Origin of the sequence: Methylobacterium sp. B1, from assembly GCF_000333255.1 — a bacterium.
In the GTDB taxonomy this organism is placed as follows: Bacteria; Pseudomonadota; Alphaproteobacteria; order Rhizobiales; family Beijerinckiaceae; genus Methylobacterium; species Methylobacterium fujisawaense.
This window is the reverse complement of the sequence record NZ_BACT01000423.1, coordinates 1-18893: the sequence shown is the minus strand read 5'-3', so window position 1 is coordinate 18893 and position 18893 is coordinate 1. Positions and strand designations below refer to the sequence as shown.

Genomic DNA, 18893 nt, shown 5'->3' with positions numbered 1-18893 from the left:
CGGTGGTGACGTCGGGGAAGCCGCGCGTGCGAAGCGCCTCGGCGTAAGCGTCGCGCACGCCCCGGGCCGTGGCCTCCTGTTCGGGCCCGACCGTGTAGATGCCGGAGCGGTACTGCGTGCCGACATCGTTGCCCTGGCGCATGCCCTGCGTCGGGTCGTGGCTCTCGAAGAAGGTCCGCAGCACCGCCTCCCGGGACAGCACCGCCGGATCGAAGGCCACCAGCACGACCTCGTTGTGGCCGGTCTGGCCGGTGCAGACTTCCTCGTAGGTGGGGTTCGGCGTGTAGCCGCCGGCATAGCCGACCGCCGTCACGAACACGCCCTCGGGCAGTTGCCAGAACCGGCGCTCGGCGCCCCAGAAGCATCCGAGCCCCAGCACGATCGTCTCGATGCCCGGCGGATACGGCCCCTTGAGCGGGTTGCCGTTGACGAAATGCGTCTCGGCTGTCGGGACCGGCGTCGGGCGGCCCGGCAGGGCGTCGGCCGGGGCCGGCATTTCGGGACGCTTGCGGAACGAAAACATCGGCTTGCCTTCCGGTGTCGAACTCCCGCCGATATGGGGAGGCGGAGGCGGCCGGAAAAGCGTTCGGCGGCCCGGCGACGCGAAACCTTGACGCGAGACTGGACCTCGGACGCGAATTCCGGCTTGTACCCCCGAGAGACACTGATCGAATGGCCGCTCCGAGCGGCGTTGGGAAGGGCTGATCCGCATGGAGACGGGCGGGACTGCCACGAGCCACGTGCCGGACAATGTGAAGGTGGGGTCGCAGCGGGGCGATCCGTTCGCCGCAGCCGTGCGCGCGACGCGGATGCCGATGATCATCACGGATCCGGCCCAGCACGACAACCCGATCGTCTTCGTGAACGACGCCTTCCTGACGCTGACCGGCTATACCCGGATGGAGGTGATCGGCCGCAACTGCCGCTTCCTGCAGGGTCCCGAAACCGAGGCGGAGGCCGTCGATCGCCTGCGCGAGGCCATCCGGCGGGAGGAGGACATCCGGGTCGACCTCCTCAACTATCGCAAGGACGGCTCGACCTTCCAGAACGCCCTCTATGTCGGGCCGGTGCGGGATGAGGCGGACCGGGTCGTCTACTTCTTCGCCTCGCAGTTCGACGTCAGCGAGCGCTACGCGCTGACCGCCGAGGTCGAACGGCTGAAGGGGGCGCTGGCGGAGGCCGAGGCCCGGCTCGCGGGCCGTTAGGCCGCGCCCGAGCGCCAGGGCTTCGTCATTACTTCGTCAGGGCTTCGTCAGGAAGCCGATCGGCTCGCGGCCCGGCTGGCCGAGCCAGAGCAGCACCGCGCCGAGCCCCAGGCCGATCAGGGAGGCCGGCGCCAGGGTGAGCGGCAGGCCCAGGATGTGCCAGAGCCAGGGCGCCGCCCCCTCCACGCTACCCTGCAGGGCGCTGGCCTTGTCCTTGAACAGGGTGGCGATCACGTCGGAGAGGGGCGTCACCCGCAGGCCGTTGTTGGCGATGGAACGGGCGCCGTCATAGATCAGCGCGACGAAGCCGCCGGCCATCAGCAGGAAGCCCAGGACGCGGGCCAGGAAGCGGAACATCGCGGGGCCTTCTGAGCCTTGCCTTACGGACCGTTTGGGCTTTCGCCGGCGCGCCCGAGGGCGCCCGCCCCGGGAGTATGGGTCCGGACCGCAAGGTGCAAGCGCCTGCGGCGCGTCTGCGGCGCGTCCGGGGCGAGCGTCGATCCGCGCGGTTGCCGGGTCGCCGGGCCCGTGCCACAGGCTCGCCCCGCGGCGGCGGGCCGCGGGAGAGCGGTCGACCTTGAACGCGCGCGCGACGAATCTCGGCCTCGTGATCTTCGATTGCGATGGCGTTCTGGTGGACAGCGAGCCCCTGAGCCTCGCCTGCCTGACGGCCGGACTGAACCGGATCGGCGTCGATATCGACTTCGCCACCGTGCGGGCCCGCTTCACCGGCACCGCGATGCCCTCGATCATGGCCCATATCGCCAGCGACTACGGGGTCGCCGCACCCGCCGGCTTCGTCGAGGCGGTGAAGGCCGAGACCCTGGCGCTGTTCGACGCGGAGCTGCGGGCGATGCGCGGCGTCGCCGAGGCGGTCGCCGCCGTGGGCCTGCCGGTCTGCGTCGCGTCGAGCAGCGACCCGGTGCGGCTGCGCCATTCCCTGACCCTGACCGGGCTGCTGCCGCTGTTCGGCGAGCACGTCTTCTCCTCGGCCCAGGTGGCACGGGGCAAGCCGTTCCCCGACCTGTTCCTGTTTGCCGCCGCGCGCATGGGCGCCGCTCCGGCCGCCTGCCTGGTGATCGAGGACAGCGTGCCCGGCGTCACGGCGGCCCGGAGCGCCGGCATGCGGGTGGCGGGCTTCACCGGGGGCGGCCATTGGGGGCACGACCCGGCGGGCACCGGCCTCGCGGAGGCCGGCGCGACCCGGATCTTCTCGGACTTCTCCGACCTCGCCGCGGTGATCGCCGCCGCCTGAACGATCCCGCCTCCCCCGAGCGCGGCCGGCACCGGATTCCTGCCAGGCGGGCACCGAAAATCGGAAGTCCGTTCCGTTGACGGTGTGCGGCGCCACGCCCATTTTCAGGGTGCCGGCCGGGCTGAACGCCCGGGCGCTCCGCCGGCCCGGCCGCGGTGATTTGAGAAGCGTAGCTTGCGCCGCGTGATCAAACGCTAAAGCACTGCGACGGCCCCGTGCCGCGCGGTCCTTCAGTCTGGAGGACATCCGATGGTCCTGCGAACACCGTCCCTTCGACACCCGCTCCTGAACGCGCCCTGCTGCCCCGCCGCCCGTCGGCGCTGTCGACGCTAGCCCCGCCGACCGTCCGCAGCAGCCCACGCGATCCGGCACGGCGATATGCCGGCCCAGGGAGTTCCCAGTCCGATGCACAGTCTCGCAGAGTTCCAGCCCGAAGACCGTCCCGATTTCGCAGACCCGGCCATCGGGCCTGCCGAACCGGCCCGGGTGATCGAGATCGGTGAGGTCACCGCCGGGATCGCCGTGCCCGAGGGGCGCGGCGTCCGGTTCTTCTCATCGGCGCGCGCGTTCGACGGTCTCGACGGCGCCGTGTTCCGCACGGCCGAGCAGGCGGCCCGGGCGGCCCGCGCGCGCATGCGTGCCCCGAGCCGGCCGGCCGCGCGGGCGCATCGCCCCGCGCTGCGCCGGGCCTGACCCGCGCGCCGCCCCGCGCGCTACCGGCCGCACTCGTCGCGGGTGCGCTTCAGGGCTTCCGCGAACCCGCCGAGGGCGTATTCGTCGCTCGTCGGGTTCCCGCGCAAGCGAGGTGGTCTTGATCACGAGCTTGGGGTTGCGGGCGCTCATCTCCGAGACGACCCGCGCCTCCTCGGCGGGGTTCTGCAACCAGGCATTGCCGTCCTTCACCACGAGGCCGTAGCGGCTGGCACCGAGGTTGAGGCTCGGATCGGTGGGCGCGGCCGCGGAGCCGGGTTTGATCTGGGAGGCCGCGGGCTTCGACGGGAAGCCCAGCATCACCGCCACCTCGTTCTGGACGTTCTCGCCCTTGCGCACACTCACGAACAGATAGGCGGTGTCGCGCTTCAGGGTCTTGGGCGAGCGCGTCTGCGGCTGCGCGATGGCGTAGCAGAGCTTGTTGCGGCCGTCGCCGTTCACGAACACGTTCCAGTCGCCGAAGATCGCCACCGGCGTGGCCTGCTGCATGCCGGGCGGCGTCGCCGCCTTCTCCGCGCGCTTGGTCCGCTCGCGCCCATGCCGCCGCCCCCGGCGGCCCGGGGCCGCGTCGCCGCCCCCGGCATCCGGGGCCTGCGCCACCTCCTGGGCATGGGCCGTCGTCGCCGACAGGCCGACCCCGCCGAGCAAACCGGTGGCCAGCCCGGATGCGAGCAGGGCGAGAGCTCCGACCGGGAGCGAGCGGGAAACGCGGACCATCTTCACTTCCTGACGACGGGCGGCTCCGTCAGGAGCCGGACCGGGGATCGGGATTAGTGAAGCTTGCGTAAAACGTCGGCAAGATGGCGAGGCCGGATCTCTCGAACATCAGACCGCGCGGGCTTCCGTCGCCCGGGCCGCGATCAGTCCGGCCGGAACCGGCAGCGGCTCGACCGCCTGGCCGGCCGGGACCGCGATCGCGTCCGGCTGGGCCGACGCGGCGCGCTTGCGGGGCGGATCGTTGTAGGGCGTGTTGTAGCCCTTGCGGACCGCGGCCCAGTAGGATTCGCGCGTCAGGCCCGACCCGGTCAACGCGGCGTCGATCATCGCCGTGGCATGCGCCGCGAAATCCGGCACGTCCTCCGGGTTAAGCCAACTCTCGACAGGCATCCTGCGAACTCCGATCCGAACGGCGAAGCTTGTAACTGAGCGGACTTATCCAGACGCTGAACGCACGGGCGGGCCGAGGGTTGCAATGCACAATTTTAATGGGCGCTGTGGATGACCGGGCGCCCGTCATCGGGCCCGAGGCGATCGGGGCGCCGCCCTGTCGGCGGAGCGAAACGCCCCCCGGCCCGCGCTACGCCCGGTGAACGACGAGGGTAAAGCCTTCCTCCGGGTCCGGCGGCACGAAGTAGCGGCTGAATAGGTCGAACTCGGCATCCGTCACCGTGAAGGGATGGGCACCCTCGGCGTTGCGGAGGCGGAGGCGGGCCTTGCAGACCGCGTCGGGCACGTCGAGGACGTGGAGTTGGTGGGCGACGCCGGCCGCCTCGAACAGGGTCCGCATCCAGGCCCGGCTGGCGACGGTGTTAGCCGGGAAGTCCAGCACGACCGAGAGGCCGAGTCGCAGCAGCGCCACGAGGTGCGGCGCCATCGCGTCGCGCAGGCGCGCCGCGTTGCGCGCGTAGTCGGCCAGGGAGGTTTGCTCACCGGGATAGAGCCGGGCGAGCCAGTGATCCTCCGCGACCACGACCGTGCCGGGCTGCTGCCCCAGGCGGTCGGTCAGCGTCGATTTGCCGGCGGCGATCTTGCCGCACACGAGGTGCAGAGTCGGGACGTGGGTGGGCATGGCGGGGACCTTGGATGCGGCGCGACGGCCGCGGGGCGCTCACGGGCGGGTCGGCCCGGCCTGACGGATCAGGCCGGGTTCCGAATTCGCCCGCGCAACGCGGCCCCTCCGCCGTGAATCGACAAGGTCATGAACCCACTCTGACATCCGCCGGGCGCCACTGCCAAGGAGCACCGAGGAGCGGCGGAGGCCCGCGAGTCGCACAGGCTCAGCCCAGCCGCTCGATCCAGGCCTGCGCCTGCCGCCGGACGTTGTCGGGCGCGGTGCCGCCGTAGCTGGTGCGGCTCGCCACCGAGTTCGCGACGCCGAGCACCGCGTAGACCGCATCGGTGATCCGCGGCTCCGCCTCCTGCATCTCGGGCAGCGACAGCGCCTCGAGCCCGACGCCCTTGGCGGAGGCGACGCCGACGAGACGGCCGGTGACGTGGTGGGCCTGCCGGAACGGCAGGCCGAGCTCGCGCACCAGCCAGTCGGCGAGGTCGGTGGCGGTGGCGTAGCCGGAGCCGGCCGCTTGGCTGAGCACCTCGGCGTTGGGCTCCAGATCCTTCACCATGCCGGTCATGGCGGCGAGGCACAGCGACAGGGCCTGGAGGGCGTCGAACGTCCCCTCCTTGTCCTCCTGCATGTCCTTCGAATAGGCGAGCGGCAGGCCCTTCATGACGACGAGCAGGCCGGTCAGCGCGCCGATGATCCGGCCGCTCTTGGCCCGCACCAGCTCGGCGGCGTCGGGGTTGCGCTTCTGCGGCATGATCGACGAGCCGGTGGTGTAGCCGTCCGACAGGCGCACGAAGTTGAACTGGGCCGAAGTCCAGACCACCAGCTCCTCGGCGAAGCGCGACAGGTGCACCGCGCAGATCGAGGCCGCCGCCAGCGCCTCCAGGGCGAAGTCGCGGTCGGCGACGGAATCCAGGGAATTCGCGGTCGGCCGGTCGAAGCCGAGCGCCGCCGCGGTGGCGTGCCGGTCGATCGGGAAGGAGGTGCCGGCGAGCGCCGCGGCGCCCAGCGGGCACTCGTTGAGGCGCGCCCGGGCGTCGCGGAACCGGCCCCGGTCCCGGGCCAGCATCTCGACATAGGCGAGGCAATGGTGGCCGAAGGTCACCGGCTGCGCCGACTGGAGATGGGTGAAGCCCGGCATCACCGTGCCGGCGTGCTGCAGCGCCGTCTGGCTGAGGGCGCGCTGCAGGTCGGCGGCCTGCTGGTCGAGCGAATCCAGGGTGTCGCGCACCCAGAGCTTCATGTCGGTGGCGACCTGGTCGTTGCGCGAGCGCGCCGTGTGCAGGCGGCCGGCGGCCGGCCCGACGATCTCGGTCAGGCGGCTCTCCACGGACATGTGGATGTCCTCGAGCTCGCGCTTGAACGTGAAGGTGCCGGCCTCGATCTCGTCGCGCACGGACTTGAGCCCGGCCTCGATCGCGGCCACATCCTCCGCCGGCAGGATGCCGGCTTGGCCCAGCATCGCCACATGCGCCAGCGAGCCGCGGATATCCTGGGGCGCGAGGCGCTTGTCGAACCCGATGGAGGCGTTGATCTCCTCCATGATCTCCGCCGGGCCGCTCGCGAAGCGGCCGCCCCACATCCGGTTGCTCATGTCGATCCTTCCGCGCCCTGACCGTCCCGAGGCCCGAGCCTGATGCCCGGCCGCACGCCCATCCTGGCCGGCGCGGGCGTCGCCGCGCTCGCCGTCCTCGGCCTCGCCCTATACGGGAGCGGTCTCCTGCCCGGCAACATGGGCGGCGCCCTTCAGCCCTGCGCCGCCGCCAAGCCCGCCCTCGCCCGGGTCGACGCCGCCGCGAAGGGCGAGGTCGCCGCCATGCAGGCCCTGCCACAGGCCCGGCCCGCGCCGGACATCCGCTTCAAGGGGCCGGACGGCGCCGAGACCGGCCTCGCCGACCTCAAGGGCCGGCTGCTCCTCGTGAATCTCTGGGCGACGTGGTGTGCCCCCTGCAAGGCCGAGATGCCGGCCCTCGACCGGCTCCAGGCGCAGATCGGCGGGCCCGACTTCCAGGTCGTCGCCATCAACGTCGACACCCGCAACCTCGAGACGCCGCCGGCCTGGCTGAAGCAGGCCGGCATCCGCGACCTCGCCTTCTATGCCGATCCCGGGGGCCGCGTGCTTCCGATCATCCAGCGCGACACGCAATCGCCCGGCCTGCCGACCACGATGCTGATCGACGCGCAGGGCTGCACCCTCGGGGTGATGAAGGGACCGGCCGCGTGGTCGAGCCCGGACGGGCTGGCCCTGATCCGCGCGGCGCTGGGACGGACGTCATAGAGGTTGGCGCCATAGAGGTTACGGTCGCGCCCTTGCGCCCACCTGGGATGCGCGGCAAGGCCTGCCGCGATGACATCTCCCCACACCGCGCCGCGGAGGCGGGGCCCGCGCCCCCTCTCGATCATCCGCACGCTGCTCGCCGGCGAGGCGGTGGGCGGGCTTATCCTGATGGCGGCCGCCGCCCTGGCGCTCGTCGTCGCCAACGGGCCGTTCGCCGAAACCTACGCGCACGGGCTCCACGCGGCCCTCGGGCCGATGAGCGTCCAGCACTGGATCAACGACGGCCTGATGGCCGGGTTCTTCCTGCTGGTCGGGCTGGAGATCAAGCGCGAGGCCCTCGACGGGCGGCTGCGCACCTGGCCCGACCGGATCCTGCCCGGCTGCGCGGCTCTGGGCGGCATGGCGGTGCCGGCCGCCTTCTACGCCCTGGCCAATCTCGGCGCCGGCACCCTGCGGGGCTGGGCGATCCCGGCGGCCACCGACATCGCCTTCGCGCTGGGGGTCCTGGCGCTCCTCGGATCGCGGGTACCGGTCTCCCTCAAGATCTTCCTCAGCGCGGTCGCCATCGTCGACGATCTCGGCGCCGTCGTGGTGATCGCGCTGTTCTACAGCTCCGGCCTCGACCTCACCATGCTGGGGCTCGCCGCCCTGGTGGTGGCCGCCCTCTACGGCCTCAACCGGGCGGGGATCGGATGGCTTCCGGCCTACGGGCTCCTCGGCCTCGTGCTCTGGGTCCTCGTGCTGCGCTCCGGGATCCACGCGACGATCGCGGGCGTGCTGCTCGCGCTCACCATCCCGATCCGGGTCAGCCCGGGCCGGCCGGAGGATGCGCTCTCGCCCCTGCACCGGCTGGAGCACGCCCTCGCCCCCTGGATCACCTACTTGGTGGTGCCGGTCTTCGGCTTCGCCAATGCGGGCGTGGACCTCTCCGGCCTCACCCCCGAGGCCCTGCTGCAGCCGGTGACGCTCGGCATCGCGGCCGGGCTGTTCCTCGGCAAGCAGGCCGGCGTGTTCGCGAGCCTCCGGCTGGCGGTGGCGCTGGGATGGGCCAAGCGCCCGGCCGGGGCCGGCTGGGGGCAGGTCTACGGGGTCGCGGTGCTGTGCGGGATCGGCTTCACCATGAGCCTGTTCATCGGCGGCCTCGCCTTCCCGGATCCGGAGCATGAGACCGCCGTGAAGCTCGGCGTGCTCGCGGGCTCGGTCCTGTCGGGGCTCGCCGGCGCGGCGATTCTGCTGCTGTCCAAGCCGCGGACCGCCACGCGATAGCGGCGTCCCGCGCACGAGGCGGGATCCGCTGCGCGGAAAAATGCGCTACCCCGCGTCGGCATGCGCTTCTATCTCGGCCTCGCCACCACCTTCCACGACCCGGCCCTCGCCCTGGTCGGGCCCGACGGCACCCTGCTCTTCGCCGAGGCGGCGGAGCGGATCCTGCAGTACAAGCGCGCGCCGAACTGCGAGCCGGACGCCCCGGCCGTGATGGCGTCGCTGCTGAAGGACCACGTCCCGCCGGGCTCCGAACTCGTCGTCGCCTCCAGCTGGGGCCCGCAATTCACCGACTTCCTGCGTGGTCAGGCGGGCACCGGCGCCTTCGACCTCATGGCGCTGTCCGCCCACACCACGGCGCTCAACCGCTCCTTCGTGCCCGAGCAGGCCGAGCGGGTGTTCATCGCCGACCTCCACGGCGCGCAGGAGCGGGCCGGCCACGGCACCCTGCTGGCCCTGAACCAGGAAGCCCGGATCACCGGCGCGGCGCCCCGGGCGACCATCGCCGGGCAGCGGCGCTACCCGCACCACCTCTGCCACGCCGCCTACGGCCTCTGGGGCAGCCCCTTCGACACGGCCACGGCCCTGGTGGTCGACGGCATGGGCGAGACCGGCGCGGCGGCGATCCACCGCCTGGAGGGCGGCCGGATCACGGAGCTGCGCCGCCATCGCGGGCGCGGCTCGCTGGGGTTCCTGTACGGGCTGATCACGGATCTCGCCGGCTTCGACCAGGTGAAGGGCGAGGAGTGGAAGATCATGGGGCTCGCCCCCTACGGGCGGTCCGATCCGGATCTCGCCGCGCTGCTCGGCCGGCTCTGCACGGTCGAGGGCCACCGCCTGCGCTATGCCGACGCGGAGACGATCCGCTCCGTGGCCGCGGAGATCCGCGCCCGCCGCCCCGCGGACGCCCTGGAGACCGGCTGGGCCGATCTCGCCCGCTGCGGCCAGGATCTTTTCGGCCCCTCATGGACGCGCTGGTGGCCGAAGCCTACGCCCTGGCGCCCGCCGAAAACCTCGTGATCGCCGGCGGCTGCGGGCTGAACTCCTCCTACAACGGCCGGGTGCTCGGCCGCTCCGGCTTCACCCGGCTGCACGTGCCCTCCGCCCCGGCGGATGACGGCAACGCCGTGGGCGCCGCGTGGCTCGCCTACGCGGAGGACCATCCGGACTGGGCGGGGCCGCCGCACGCGCAGCGCCCGCTGACCCCCTATCTCGGCTCGCGGGTCTCCACCGGCCCGATGGAGCGGCTCGCCGAGCAGGAGCCCCGCGCCAAGCGCGTCGGCCACGCGGAGGCGACACGCGCGGCGGCGCGGATCCTCGCCGAGGGCGGCCTCGTCGGCTGGGTGCAGGGCCGGGCGGAGTTCGGGCCCCGGGCGCTCGGCAACCGGTCGATCCTGGCCGATCCGCGGCCGGAGGGCGCCAAGGACGCCCTCAACGCCAAGGTGAAGTACCGGGAGGCGTTCCGGCCGTTCGCGCCGTCGATCCTGGCCGAGGCCGGGCCGGACTGGTTCGAGGATTACGCCGACAGCCCCTACATGGAGCGCACCCTGGTCTGGCGCGAGGCGGTCCGGGCCCGGGTTCCGGCCGTGGTCCACGCGGACGGGACCGGCCGGCTCCAGAGCGTCACGGCGGCGCGGAACCCGGCCTACGCGGCCCTGATCGGCGCCTTCGCGGCGATCACCGGCGTGCCGATCCTGCTCAACACGAGCTTCAACGTGATGGGCAAGCCGATCCTCCACGGCGCGGAGGACGCGATCCTGATGTTCTACACCACCGGCCTCGACGCCCTCGTGGTCGAGGATTGGCTGGTGGTGAAATGAAAAGCGCCGCGCCCCCGGGGGACGCGGCGCCGGTCGCGCGACCGCGCGGATGCCTTACTCGCAGACCTCGACGCGGCGGTAGGTGAACTCGCCGTCGCCGAGCCATTCCTTGCGGCGCTCGTAGTGGCAGATCGGGCCGCGGCGCTCGCGCACCACGATGGTCTCGGGCTCCTCGACCACGACGCGGCGCGGGCGGTACTCCGGCGGGGGCGGCGGGGGCGGCGGGTTCGCGCCGTTGACGAGGGCGCTGCCGACCATGCCGCCGACGACGCCGGCCGCGAGGCCGCCGACGATGGCACCGGTCTGGTCGCGGGCGGTGGCCGGGGCGACCGCCCCGAGCACCAGGGTCGCCGCGAGGGCTGCGGCCCCAGCGCGAATCATCGTGAAGGAACCGTTCAAGGACACGCGAAAGATCTCCCGTTCGTGTGNAGGACGATCCAACACCGGGAGGATTAAGAATCCCCGAAGTGGGCCAATTGAATTGTGTGCCGGATATGGCATCGGCCCATCCGAAGTTCCTGGGCGGAGGCGCGCAGGGCCCGCCTCCGCCGGCCGGCTACTTCGCCTTGTCGGCGATGCCCTTCAGGCCGGCCTCATAGACGCCCGCGATGGCCTCTTCCGCTTTCGCGTCGGGAGCGCCCTTGGCCTTGAACGTCCCTTTCCAGGTCACCTTGGAACCGCTGCCGGCCTTCGCGACCATGATCGTGGAATGATAGTCCGTGACGGGCAGCGGGCCTTCCAGGATGGTGTAGGTGTAGTCCATCTTGGTGTCGTTGCGGGATTCCTCCTCCTCGACGATCGTCCCGCCACCCTTCAGGCTGAGCGTCCGGACCGCCTTGCCGCCCTTCTTCGACAGGGCGCATTTCTCGATCACCGGATGCCAGTCGCCGATCCCGCAGAACCCGCCGATCGTCTTCCACACGGCTTCGGGCGACGCGGCCACATCCACCGACTTGGTGACGTCCAGGGCCCAGGCCGGCCCCGCCGCCCCGAGGCAGATCACGGCGGCCGCCAACAACATACGCTTCATCAGTCGCTTCCTCCCGCTCGACGCTCGATTTCCCGGCGTCCGAGTCAGGCCCAAACCAAGAGCGACACGCCCACGTTGCAAGGTCGACTTTAGTCCAAGACGCGGCCGAAAAATTCTGCCCCGGCCGCGCTGCGGGCCATCCGGTGCACCGCGTCCCCCGCGGCCTCGGATGTCAAAGCAGACCGTCGAGGGCCCCGATCACGACCGTCGGCGCCGAATCTATGTACTCGTCGGGCAGGCCCTTGCGGTTGACCCAGGCGGTCCGGAACCCGAAGACCCCGGCCCCCGCCACGTCCCAGCGGTTCGACGAGCAGAACAGCACGTCGCCCTGCCCCACCGCCAGCCGGGTCAGGGCGATCCGGTAGGCGTCGGGATGGGTCTTGAACACCTGCGCGTCGTCCACCGAGAGAACCGCGTCGAGGTGGTCGGCCAGCCCCGCCGAGGCCACCGCCCGGTCGACCATGGCGGCGTTGCCGTTGGTGAGCACCGCCGTGCGGATCCCGCGCTTGCGCAGGGCCGCCAGCACGCCCGGCACCTCCGGATAGGCATCGAGGTCGCGGTAGGCGTCGAGGAGCCGCTCGCGCAGGCCGGGATCGACCTGCGGGTGGACCGCCAGGGCGTAGTCGAGGGCCCGCACGGTGAGGTCCCAGAAGGCCGCGTACTGGCCCATCAGCGACAGGGTCCAGCTGTATTCGAGCTGCTTGTTGCGCCAGACCTCGGAGAGGTGGGCGGCGTCCGGCCCCACCGCCTCGGCGTAGCGCTGGACCGCGGCGTTCACGTCGAACAGGGTGCCGTAGGCGTCGAACACCGCGGCCTTCACGCCCGCGAGGGGTCCTGATGCGTCGGTCATGGTGTTCCTCACTCGGTGCTCTCGCCCGATCTGGGGCCGGACCCGCGCTGCGGCGAGCCCGGCCGGGTCACTCAGGCCCGGCGCAGGCGCAGGCCGAACAGGTGCAGAAGGCCCGCCAGCAGGCCGCCATAGACCAGCGCTCCCACGAGCCCCAGCACCGCCAGGACGACGAGGTCGCGCCCGTGCGGGAGGGCCGGCACCAGCGCCTGGACGAGTCCCTGGCCGAAGACGGCGACCGCCGCCAGCCCGAGGCAGGCCAGGGCCACCCCGGCGACGGTGAGGCCGAGCGTGCGCCCCGGCGCCGTCCAGTTCCGGCGCTTGGCCAGGACGAGCAGCAGCAGCAGGTTCACCCATTGGCTGACCGCGGTGGCGAGCGCCAGCCCGGTGACGCCGTAGGGGCCGGTCAGCCAGAGCTTCAGGACCACGTTGACGCCGATCGCCGTGAGGGAGGCCCAGAGCGGCGTCTTGGTGTCCTGGCGGGCGTAGAAGCTCGCCACGGCGCTGCGCACCAGCACCACCGCCGGCAGCGCCAGCCCGTAGGCCGCCAGCACCGAGGCCGCCCGGGCCGCATCCTCGGCGCTGAAGGCGCCGCGCTGGAACAGGGCCGCCATGATCAGGCCCGGGATGGTCAGGAAGGCCACGGTGAACGGCGCCGACAGGGCCAGGGAGAAACCCGCGGCCCGGTTCTGCGCCGCGTGGGCCCCGGCCACGTCGCCGCCCGCGATCCGGCGGCTCATCTCCGGCAGCAGGACGGTGCCGGCCGCGATGGCGATGACGCCGAAGGGCAGCTGGTAGAGCCGGTCGGCGTAGTAGAGCGCCGAGACCGCCCCGGTGGGCAGCCAGCTCGCGATGATCGTGTCGGCGAAGGCCGCGATCTGGAAGCCGGCCGAGCCGACCACCGCCGGACCGAGCACCGTGAAGAAGCGCTTCAGCGCCGGATCGAGGCGCGGGACGGCGAGGTCCGGCATCACCCGGACCCGGCGGCAGCCCCACCAGAGCAGGCCGAACTGGAGCACGCCGGAGACGGCGACGCCCCAGGCGGCGGCATAGGCGGCGTTCGGGAACAGGAAGCTCACACTCAAGGCCGCCAGCATGGCGAGGTTGAGCAGGACCGGGGCGCCCGCCGCCACCGCGAAGTGCCGGTGGGCGTTCAGGATGCCCGACAGCAGCGTCACCAGCGTCATGAACAGCAGGTACGGGAAGGTGATGCGGGTCAGCGCCACGGCGAGCTGGAAGCGCTCGCCGTCCTCGGCAAAGCCCGGCGCCAGGGCGTGGACCACCCAGGGCATGGCCGGCAGGGCGAGATTGAGCAGCACGAGCTGCACGATCAGCATCAGGGTGAAGACGCGGTCGGCGAAGCGGTGCGCCGCCCCGGGCTCGCCGGCCTCCGCGAGCCCGGCATAGGCCGGCACGAAGGCGGTGTTGAACGCGCCCTCGCCGAAGATCGCGCGGAAGTGGTTCGGGAGCCGGAAGGCGACCACGAAGGCGTCGGCCATGGGCCCGGCGCCCATCACGGCGGCCATCACCACGTCGCGGGCGAAGCCGGTGACGCGGGAGACCAGCGTCCAGCCGCCGACGGACAGGATGGAGCGGATCATGGGGCGGGGCGCTGCCGGGATGGTGTCTCCCACCGCGGAGGCGGATAGGCGCGCCCTGGGAACGTCGCGGAGGTCGCTGGGAGGGAAATGGCCGGACCCTTTGCACCGGGTCATCCGGCGTCGGGCGCATCAAGAGCCGGTTTCCGCCGCCACCTCAAGGGTGCCGCGGACACAAAGCCCGCGGCACCGGGGAAACGCCTCAGCGGGTCGCCTCGGCGTACATCTTCTCCACGTGCTCCCAGTTCACGAGGTTCTCGATGAACGCCTTCAGGTAGTCGGGCCGGCGGTTGCGGTAGTCGATGTAGTAGGAGTGCTCCCACACATCGACGCCGAGGATCGGCTTGGCGCCGTGGACCAGCGGGTTCTCGCCGTTCGGGGTCTTCATGATCGCGAGCTTGCCGTCCTTGACGGCGAGCCACGCCCAGCCCGAGCCGAACTGGCCGACGCCCGCCTGGATGAAGTCCGCCTTGAACTTCTCGGCGCCGCCGAGATCCTCGTCGATCTTCTTGGCGATCGCGCCGGGGATCGCGCCGCCGCCATTCGGCTTCATCCACTGCCAGAAATGGATGTGGTTGTAGTGCTGGCCGGCGTTGTTGAAGAGCGGCTGATTCGTGTTGTAGGCGGCCTTGACGATCTCCTCGACGCTCTTGCCCTGGAGATCCGTGCCCTCAAGCAGCTTGTTGCCCGTGTCGACATAGGCCTTGTGGTGCTTGTCGTGGTGGAACTCGAGGGTTTCCTTCGACATGTACGGCCCCAGCGCGTCGTAGGCGTAGGGCAGTTCCGGCAGGGTGAAGGTCATCGCGTCTTTCTCCGCTTAGCAGGGGGCGGCCTCGTCCCCGGCGGGGGTCCCGAGTCGAGAGCCCGCTAGGTAAGTCGGCGACCGCGGGACGGCAACGCCGTTCGGCCGCAGCGCGGGACGTTCCGTCGATCCCGAAGCCGCGGCGGCGGATCGGTCCGCGCGGCGGATTGCCGGGTGAGATCCGGACTATTCCGCTTTCCCGGACAATCTCAGCTCCGAGTTTTGCAATATGACCGGTAGGCCTTACTGTGCGACCGCCTTGAGTGCCGGCCGTCAGCCGGCCCGTGTCTAGAGAGTATCATGATCGCTGCGCTGTTCGCGCTCGCCGCCGCCATGATCATCGGGGGCTGCGCCGCCGTGATCCAGGGCTTCCCGTACGTGCGTCTGGAGAGCGGGCTCGCGATGGTGATCGCGGGGTCTGTGGCGGCCTCGTCGGGTGCGGTCCTCCTCGGCCTCGGCGTGGTGGCCCTCGGTTTCCGACGGGTCGAACGGGCGATCGGGCGGGGTCCGATGGCCGGCCCGCGGGAGGCCACCGCGGTCGCCGCACCGACGATGTCCCCCGACGAGGGCCGGATCCGGCTGCCGCCGGTCCTGCCGGCGGCGCCCGCCTTCATCGTGCCCTCGGTGGTGGAGCCGGCCTTCGACCCCGAGCGCCCCCGGATCGAGCCGAACCTGGAACTTCGGGCCGACGAGGCCCGCGCGCCCATCGCGGGCCCCTCTTTGGCCGAGCTGGAGAGACCCGTTCCGGCCGAGCCGCCGCCGCTGCATGTGGCGCCTCCCGTCCACGTGGCCGAGCCGATCCGCGCACCCGCGCCGGAAGCCCCGAAGGCCGAAGCCGCGATCGCACCCGACGACGACCTGTTCGCCGCCCCCGAGCCGCCTCCGGAATCCCGGTCGGAGGAGTCCCATAAGGGGCCGCAGGAGGGACCGCAGGAGGAGACACCCGCCCTGCGCCCGAGCCTCGACACTCCCCCCGAGCCCGAGCCGGCTCCGAAGCCCGCCACGCGCACCGTGGTGGGGCGCTACGCCTCGGGCGGCAACACCTACGTGATGTTCGAGGACGGCTCGATCGAGGCGGAGACGCCGCAGGGCCGCTTCACCTTCGGGTCGCTCGACGAGCTGAAGGCCTTCGTGGATGGCGGCGGCGAGGCCGGGACCCGCGGCGCGGCCTGACCCCCGCGTCCGCGCGCGCGCAGCGCAGCGACCCAGGGCCGCGCGCCGTCTGCGGGCGCGGTGCGCTGCTCGATGGCCCCGTCCCCCGCAAGGAGGGTGACCTGTCCGAGCCAGCGGCGGGGACGCGGCCTCACACCAGCGGGTTGAGGCTGTCGTTGCGCGGCGGGATCGGCGCCCGCATCGTCAGGGCGAAACCGCCGGGGGCGTAGTCGGTCGTCACCTCGGCCTGGACCTGGGTGATCAGGACGCGTTGCAGCAGGCGCGACCCGAAACCCTGACGGCTCGGCGGCGAGACGGGGGGACCGCCCGTCTCACGCCAGGAGAACCGCAGGATCCCGGCCGGTCCGCCGGGCTCCAGCGACCATTCCACCGCCACCCGCCCGGTGCGGTTCGAGAGCGCCCCGTACTTCGCGGCGTTGGTGGTCAGTTCGTGGATCGCCATGCCGATCGGGACCGCGATCTCGGAGGGCAGGTCGATCGCCGGCCCGTCGAGGCTGATGCGGCCCTCGGCGCCGCCGTCCGGCGCCACCTCCGCGTAGGGCTTCAGCTCGTTGCGCAGGAGGTTGGCGAGGGACGCCATCTGCCACGTGTCCTCGGTGAGGACCGAGTGCGTGTGCGCCAGGGATTTGATGCGCCCGACGAACGCCTCGTAGAAGCTCTCGATGCTCGACGCCGTCCGCGCCGTGGAGCCGACGATGGCCTGGACGGTGGCCAGCGTGTTCTTCACCCGGTGATGCAGTTCCCGGATCAGCAGGCTCTGGCGCTCCTCCGCGACCCGGCGGTCGGTCACGTCCGCCACGACGCCGATCAGGCGGCGCGGCAGGCGGCCGGGGGCGTCGCGCTCGAACCGCCCGGCCATGTCGATCGTGCGCCACACGCCGTCGGACTTGCGCCGGATCCGGCCGCTGATGTGGAGATCGCCGTCCTCCCGCAGCGCCTTGGAGATCGCCCGGCGGACCGCGGGACGGTCTTCGGGATGGAGGATGTCGTTGAGGAACTCGGTCTTGCCGATCGTCCCGTCCTCGGGCGTGTGCCCGAAGATCTCGTACATGTGCTCGTTCTCCCAGATCGCCTGATCCTCGAGCATGTGCCACTCGAAGATCCCGAGCTTGGCGACCGTGGTCGCGACCCGCAGGCGCTGGTCGCGGGATAGGATCTCGTCCCGGGCCTCGACCCGTGTGGTGATGTCCTGGATGACGCCGACCATACTGGCCGGTCTGCCGTCCGGGCCCGGCACGGCCTGCCCCCGCACCCGCAGGATCACGGAGCGCCCCGCCACCGTCGTGGCCGTGTCGAACTGATAGGGCTCTTCGGTTCCGGCCGCGTCGTCGATGAGCGCGCTCAGGCGGGTGAGTTCCGCCTGCGACAGGCCGGTCTTGAGCGCCTCCCACGAGACGGAGCGACCCGGCGGCCGGCCGAGGATCCGGGCGGCGCGGCGCGACAGGGTGAGAAGGCCCGTCGCCCGGTCCCAGCGCCATTCCCCGAGCCCGGCGGCCGCCAGCGCCTCCCGGTTCGCCTCGGAATGGGCGGCCGCATCCACGTCGACCGCCTCGACGACCAGGGTCAGGCCTGCGCGCCGGACCCGCACGTCGAGGGAGGTGCCGTCCGAGCGGCGCCAGAACTGGAGGCCGTCCCGGAGCCCCTCCGGTCCCTCGGTCAGGAGATCGGTGGCCGGCCGCCCGGGCAGGGTGCCCTGCGGCCAGCCGAGGAGATCGTGCAGCGCCCGATTGGCGGCAGCGATCGTCGCCTCGTCCGCCGACAGCACGACGAGGCCGATCGCGGCGTCGTCGAAGCCGGTGCGGGACGGGTCCGCCGCCGCCGGGTCCTGCCCCACCCTCTCATTCACTCGGAAGAATCCTCGAACGTGCCGTGGCACGCTCCCGCCGGAGATGAACCCCGCCCCGCGATCCGCAACCGCGGCGGGACTTCAGGATGGCGATCGAGCGTGACTGTGGCAAGGCGTTCCGCTCCGCCTGCGGCGACCGAGCGCCCGGGCGGCGCGATCGAGGCCGGTCTCAGCGCGGATGCCGGGCGAATTCCAGGTAGGTGGGCCGCCGCCCCGCTTCCAGCGCCTTGGCCTCGTAGCGCGTGCCGGGCCAACCCGGGAAGGGCTGCGTCCAGTCCTGCGTACCCCGTGCCGTCCAGGTGAGGTCCGGGCAGCGCGCGGCCCGGACCAGCGTCCAGCCGGCGTAGTCGTCGATGTCGCTGGCGAAGCGGAACAGGCCGCCATCCTTCAGCACCCGGCCGATCTCGGCGAGCGAGGCATCGGAGACGAAGCGGCGCTTGCGCTGCCGGCGCTTGGGCCAGGGATCGGGATAGAGCAGGTAGACCCGATCGAGGCAGGCATCCGGCAGGCGCGCCAGGAGGGCGGTCACGTCCGCGTCGCGGATGCGGACGTTGCGCAGACCCTGCGCCTCGATCGCCGCCAGCAGCTTGACCACACCGTTCACGAAGGGCTCGGCGCCGATGATGCCGACGGTCGGCTGCGCGGCCGCCTGGGCGGCGAGGTGCTCGCCGCCGCCGAAGCCGATCTCCAGCCAGAGCGCCTCGGGCGGCGCCGCCATCGCGGGAAACAGCGTCCGCGGATCGAGGGGCCGGTCGTCCGGCGGCAGGTCGATGCGCAGGGCCGGCAGAAGCTCGGCGAGCCGGCGCTCCTGCTGGCCGCGCAAACGCTTGCCCTTGCGCCGGCCGAAGAAGGCGCGCTCCAGCTCCTCGGCCGGCGGTGCGGCGCGTCCAGACGTGTCAGACATGGTCACGGTGCGCCGTCGAAGGGCTTGCGCATCTCAGCGGGGTTGCTCGGCGGCGTGGGACCTTCGTCCCGTGCCGGTGTCTCGCGCCGTCGGTCCGGGGGCCGCGGGCAAGCCCGGATCCGGGATCGCCGTCCCGACGCGGATCCGGATCCGCCGGCGCGTCTGGATGCGGACTCCGCGGGGCGGCCCCGGATGAGGGAGCGGTTGCCGGCCCGAGCCGGCCACCGGTCGGACCCAGGCATGGGGGCGCCGATCGCGGTGGGTGTGCGTCCGGCGCAGGCCCCGGACGACACCGGAACCGGCGCTGCCCCGAACCCGCTCCGCGGGTCCGGGGCGATTCCGTCCTCAGGCGAGGGCGGACTTCAGCTTGCCGGCGAG

General features: G+C 72.2%; 18 protein-coding genes and 2 pseudogenes. 7 read left to right on the top strand and 13 right to left on the bottom strand.

Annotated elements, in window-relative coordinates; genetic code table 11:
* On the bottom strand, positions 1-523 hold a 523-nt coding region (gene msrA, locus I53_RS12370), incomplete at its 3' end, for a peptide-methionine (S)-S-oxide reductase MsrA (RefSeq protein ID WP_043351103.1).
* A 187-nt stretch (positions 524-710) separates the two neighbouring features.
* Between msrA and I53_RS12365 the strand changes: the two genes are divergently transcribed.
* The gene (locus I53_RS12365) at positions 711-1205 is read left to right on the top strand and encodes a PAS domain-containing protein (RefSeq protein WP_043351101.1); all 495 of its coding nucleotides are present in this window, start codon (positions 711-713) and stop codon (positions 1203-1205) included.
* A gap of 36 nt (positions 1206-1241) precedes the next feature.
* On the opposite strand, the gene I53_RS12360 is transcribed toward I53_RS12365, so the two are convergent.
* Positions 1242-1562 carry a hypothetical protein gene (locus tag I53_RS12360; RefSeq protein WP_043351099.1) on the bottom strand — a complete coding sequence of 107 codons (321 nt, stop codon included), beginning with the start codon at positions 1560-1562 and terminating at the stop codon, positions 1242-1244.
* A 220-nt stretch (positions 1563-1782) separates the two neighbouring features.
* Here I53_RS12360 and I53_RS12355 point away from each other — a divergent pair, with 220 nt between their 5' ends.
* Together I53_RS12355 and I53_RS12350 are read left to right on the top strand one after the other, a co-directional pair.
* Positions 1783-2460, top strand: a complete 678-nt coding sequence (locus I53_RS12355; RefSeq protein WP_043351098.1) for an HAD family phosphatase — start codon at positions 1783-1785, stop codon at positions 2458-2460.
* A gap of 405 nt (positions 2461-2865) precedes the next feature.
* The gene (locus I53_RS12350; RefSeq protein ID WP_043351096.1) at positions 2866-3153 is read left to right on the top strand and encodes a hypothetical protein; all 288 of its coding nucleotides are present in this window, start codon (positions 2866-2868) and stop codon (positions 3151-3153) included.
* Between the two features lie 20 nt (positions 3154-3173).
* Here the strand turns inward: I53_RS12350 and I53_RS12345 are convergent.
* The 4 genes and pseudogenes from I53_RS12345 to argH all read right to left on the bottom strand — a co-directional run bounded on the left by I53_RS12345 (position 3174) and on the right by argH (position 6548).
* Positions 3174-3888: pseudogene (locus tag I53_RS12345) on the bottom strand (invasion associated locus b family protein).
* Between the two features lie 108 nt (positions 3889-3996).
* Positions 3997-4278, bottom strand: coding sequence for a hypothetical protein (locus I53_RS12340; protein WP_043351095.1), 282 nt, complete (start codon positions 4276-4278; stop codon positions 3997-3999).
* Between the two features lie 190 nt (positions 4279-4468).
* Positions 4469-4960, bottom strand: coding sequence for an ATP-binding protein (locus I53_RS12335; protein ID WP_043351093.1), 492 nt, complete (start codon positions 4958-4960; stop codon positions 4469-4471).
* A gap of 208 nt (positions 4961-5168) precedes the next feature.
* Positions 5169-6548 (bottom strand): argininosuccinate lyase, encoded by a 1380-nt coding sequence (gene argH / locus I53_RS12330; RefSeq protein ID WP_043351092.1) that lies wholly within the window; start codon positions 6546-6548, stop codon positions 5169-5171.
* Positions 6549-6590: 42 nt separating this feature from the next.
* Here argH and I53_RS12325 point away from each other — a divergent pair, with 42 nt between their 5' ends.
* From I53_RS12325 to I53_RS12315, 3 genes and pseudogenes are all read left to right on the top strand, one after another.
* Positions 6591-7232: a TlpA disulfide reductase family protein gene (locus tag I53_RS12325; RefSeq protein WP_043351090.1), complete on the top strand. Its 642-nt coding sequence runs from the start codon at positions 6591-6593 to the stop codon at positions 7230-7232.
* Between the two features lie 69 nt (positions 7233-7301).
* Positions 7302-8498: a Na+/H+ antiporter NhaA gene (gene nhaA / locus I53_RS12320; protein WP_043351088.1), complete on the top strand. Its 1197-nt coding sequence runs from the start codon at positions 7302-7304 to the stop codon at positions 8496-8498.
* A 60-nt stretch (positions 8499-8558) separates the two neighbouring features.
* Positions 8559-10315, top strand: a pseudogene (locus tag I53_RS12315) (carbamoyltransferase).
* Between the two features lie 54 nt (positions 10316-10369).
* On the opposite strand, the gene I53_RS12310 reads toward I53_RS12315, so the two are convergent.
* The 5 genes from I53_RS12310 to I53_RS12290 form a co-directional block, all read right to left on the bottom strand.
* Entirely contained in the window at positions 10370-10720 is a 351-nt protein-coding gene (locus tag I53_RS12310) for a hypothetical protein (RefSeq protein WP_170867474.1), read from the bottom strand.
* Between the two features lie 151 nt (positions 10721-10871).
* Positions 10872-11345 (bottom strand): SRPBCC family protein, encoded by a 474-nt coding sequence (locus tag I53_RS12305; protein WP_043351086.1) that lies wholly within the window; start codon positions 11343-11345, stop codon positions 10872-10874.
* Positions 11346-11517: 172 nt separating this feature from the next.
* Complete coding sequence (locus I53_RS12300; protein ID WP_043351084.1) at positions 11518-12195, bottom strand: haloacid dehalogenase type II; 678 nt, start codon at positions 12193-12195, stop codon at positions 11518-11520.
* A gap of 71 nt (positions 12196-12266) precedes the next feature.
* On the bottom strand, positions 12267-13793 hold the full coding sequence (gene murJ, locus I53_RS12295) for a murein biosynthesis integral membrane protein MurJ (protein ID WP_043351082.1): 1527 nt from the start codon (positions 13791-13793) through the stop codon (positions 12267-12269).
* A 199-nt stretch (positions 13794-13992) separates the two neighbouring features.
* Positions 13993-14592: a superoxide dismutase gene (locus I53_RS12290; protein WP_043351079.1), complete on the bottom strand. Its 600-nt coding sequence runs from the start codon at positions 14590-14592 to the stop codon at positions 13993-13995.
* A 300-nt stretch (positions 14593-14892) separates the two neighbouring features.
* On the opposite strand from I53_RS12290, the gene I53_RS12285 reads away from it, so the two are divergent.
* On the top strand, positions 14893-15765 hold the full coding sequence (locus I53_RS12285; RefSeq protein ID WP_043351076.1) for a hypothetical protein: 873 nt from the start codon (positions 14893-14895) through the stop codon (positions 15763-15765).
* A 130-nt stretch (positions 15766-15895) separates the two neighbouring features.
* On the opposite strand, the gene I53_RS12280 is transcribed toward I53_RS12285, so the two are convergent.
* On the bottom strand, positions 15896-17611 hold the full coding sequence (locus tag I53_RS12280; protein WP_043351074.1) for a sensor histidine kinase: 1716 nt from the start codon (positions 17609-17611) through the stop codon (positions 15896-15898).
* A gap of 169 nt (positions 17612-17780) precedes the next feature.
* Positions 17781-18515: a tRNA (guanine(46)-N(7))-methyltransferase TrmB gene (locus tag I53_RS12275; RefSeq protein WP_043351073.1), complete on the bottom strand. Its 735-nt coding sequence runs from the start codon at positions 18513-18515 to the stop codon at positions 17781-17783.
* Positions 18516-18893 lie beyond the last annotated feature (378 nt).

Coding starts and splice junctions, on each gene's coding strand:
- I53_RS12340 (WP_043351095.1), bottom strand. CDS start 4,278: ATGCCTGTCGAGAGTTGGCTTAACCCGGAGGACGTGCCGGATTTCGCG.
- I53_RS12305 (WP_043351086.1), bottom strand. CDS start 11,345: ATGAAGCGTATGTTGTTGGCGGCCGCCGTGATCTGCCTCGGGGCGGCG.
- I53_RS12335 (WP_043351093.1), bottom strand. CDS start 4,960: ATGCCCACCCACGTCCCGACTCTGCACCTCGTGTGCGGCAAGATCGCC.
- I53_RS12275 (WP_043351073.1), bottom strand. CDS start 18,515: ATGTCTGACACGTCTGGACGCGCCGCACCGCCGGCCGAGGAGCTGGAG.
- I53_RS12350 (WP_043351096.1), top strand. CDS start 2,866: ATGCACAGTCTCGCAGAGTTCCAGCCCGAAGACCGTCCCGATTTCGCA.
- I53_RS12290 (WP_043351079.1), bottom strand. CDS start 14,592: ATGACCTTCACCCTGCCGGAACTGCCCTACGCCTACGACGCGCTGGGG.
- I53_RS12300 (WP_043351084.1), bottom strand. CDS start 12,195: ATGACCGACGCATCAGGACCCCTCGCGGGCGTGAAGGCCGCGGTGTTC.
- I53_RS12325 (WP_043351090.1), top strand. CDS start 6,591: ATGCCCGGCCGCACGCCCATCCTGGCCGGCGCGGGCGTCGCCGCGCTC.
- murJ (WP_043351082.1), bottom strand. CDS start 13,793: ATGATCCGCTCCATCCTGTCCGTCGGCGGCTGGACGCTGGTCTCCCGC.
- nhaA (WP_043351088.1), top strand. CDS start 7,302: ATGACATCTCCCCACACCGCGCCGCGGAGGCGGGGCCCGCGCCCCCTC.
- I53_RS12365 (WP_043351101.1), top strand. CDS start 711: ATGGAGACGGGCGGGACTGCCACGAGCCACGTGCCGGACAATGTGAAG.
- I53_RS12360 (WP_043351099.1), bottom strand. CDS start 1,562: ATGTTCCGCTTCCTGGCCCGCGTCCTGGGCTTCCTGCTGATGGCCGGC.
- I53_RS12285 (WP_043351076.1), top strand. CDS start 14,893: ATGATCGCTGCGCTGTTCGCGCTCGCCGCCGCCATGATCATCGGGGGC.
- argH (WP_043351092.1), bottom strand. CDS start 6,548: ATGAGCAACCGGATGTGGGGCGGCCGCTTCGCGAGCGGCCCGGCGGAG.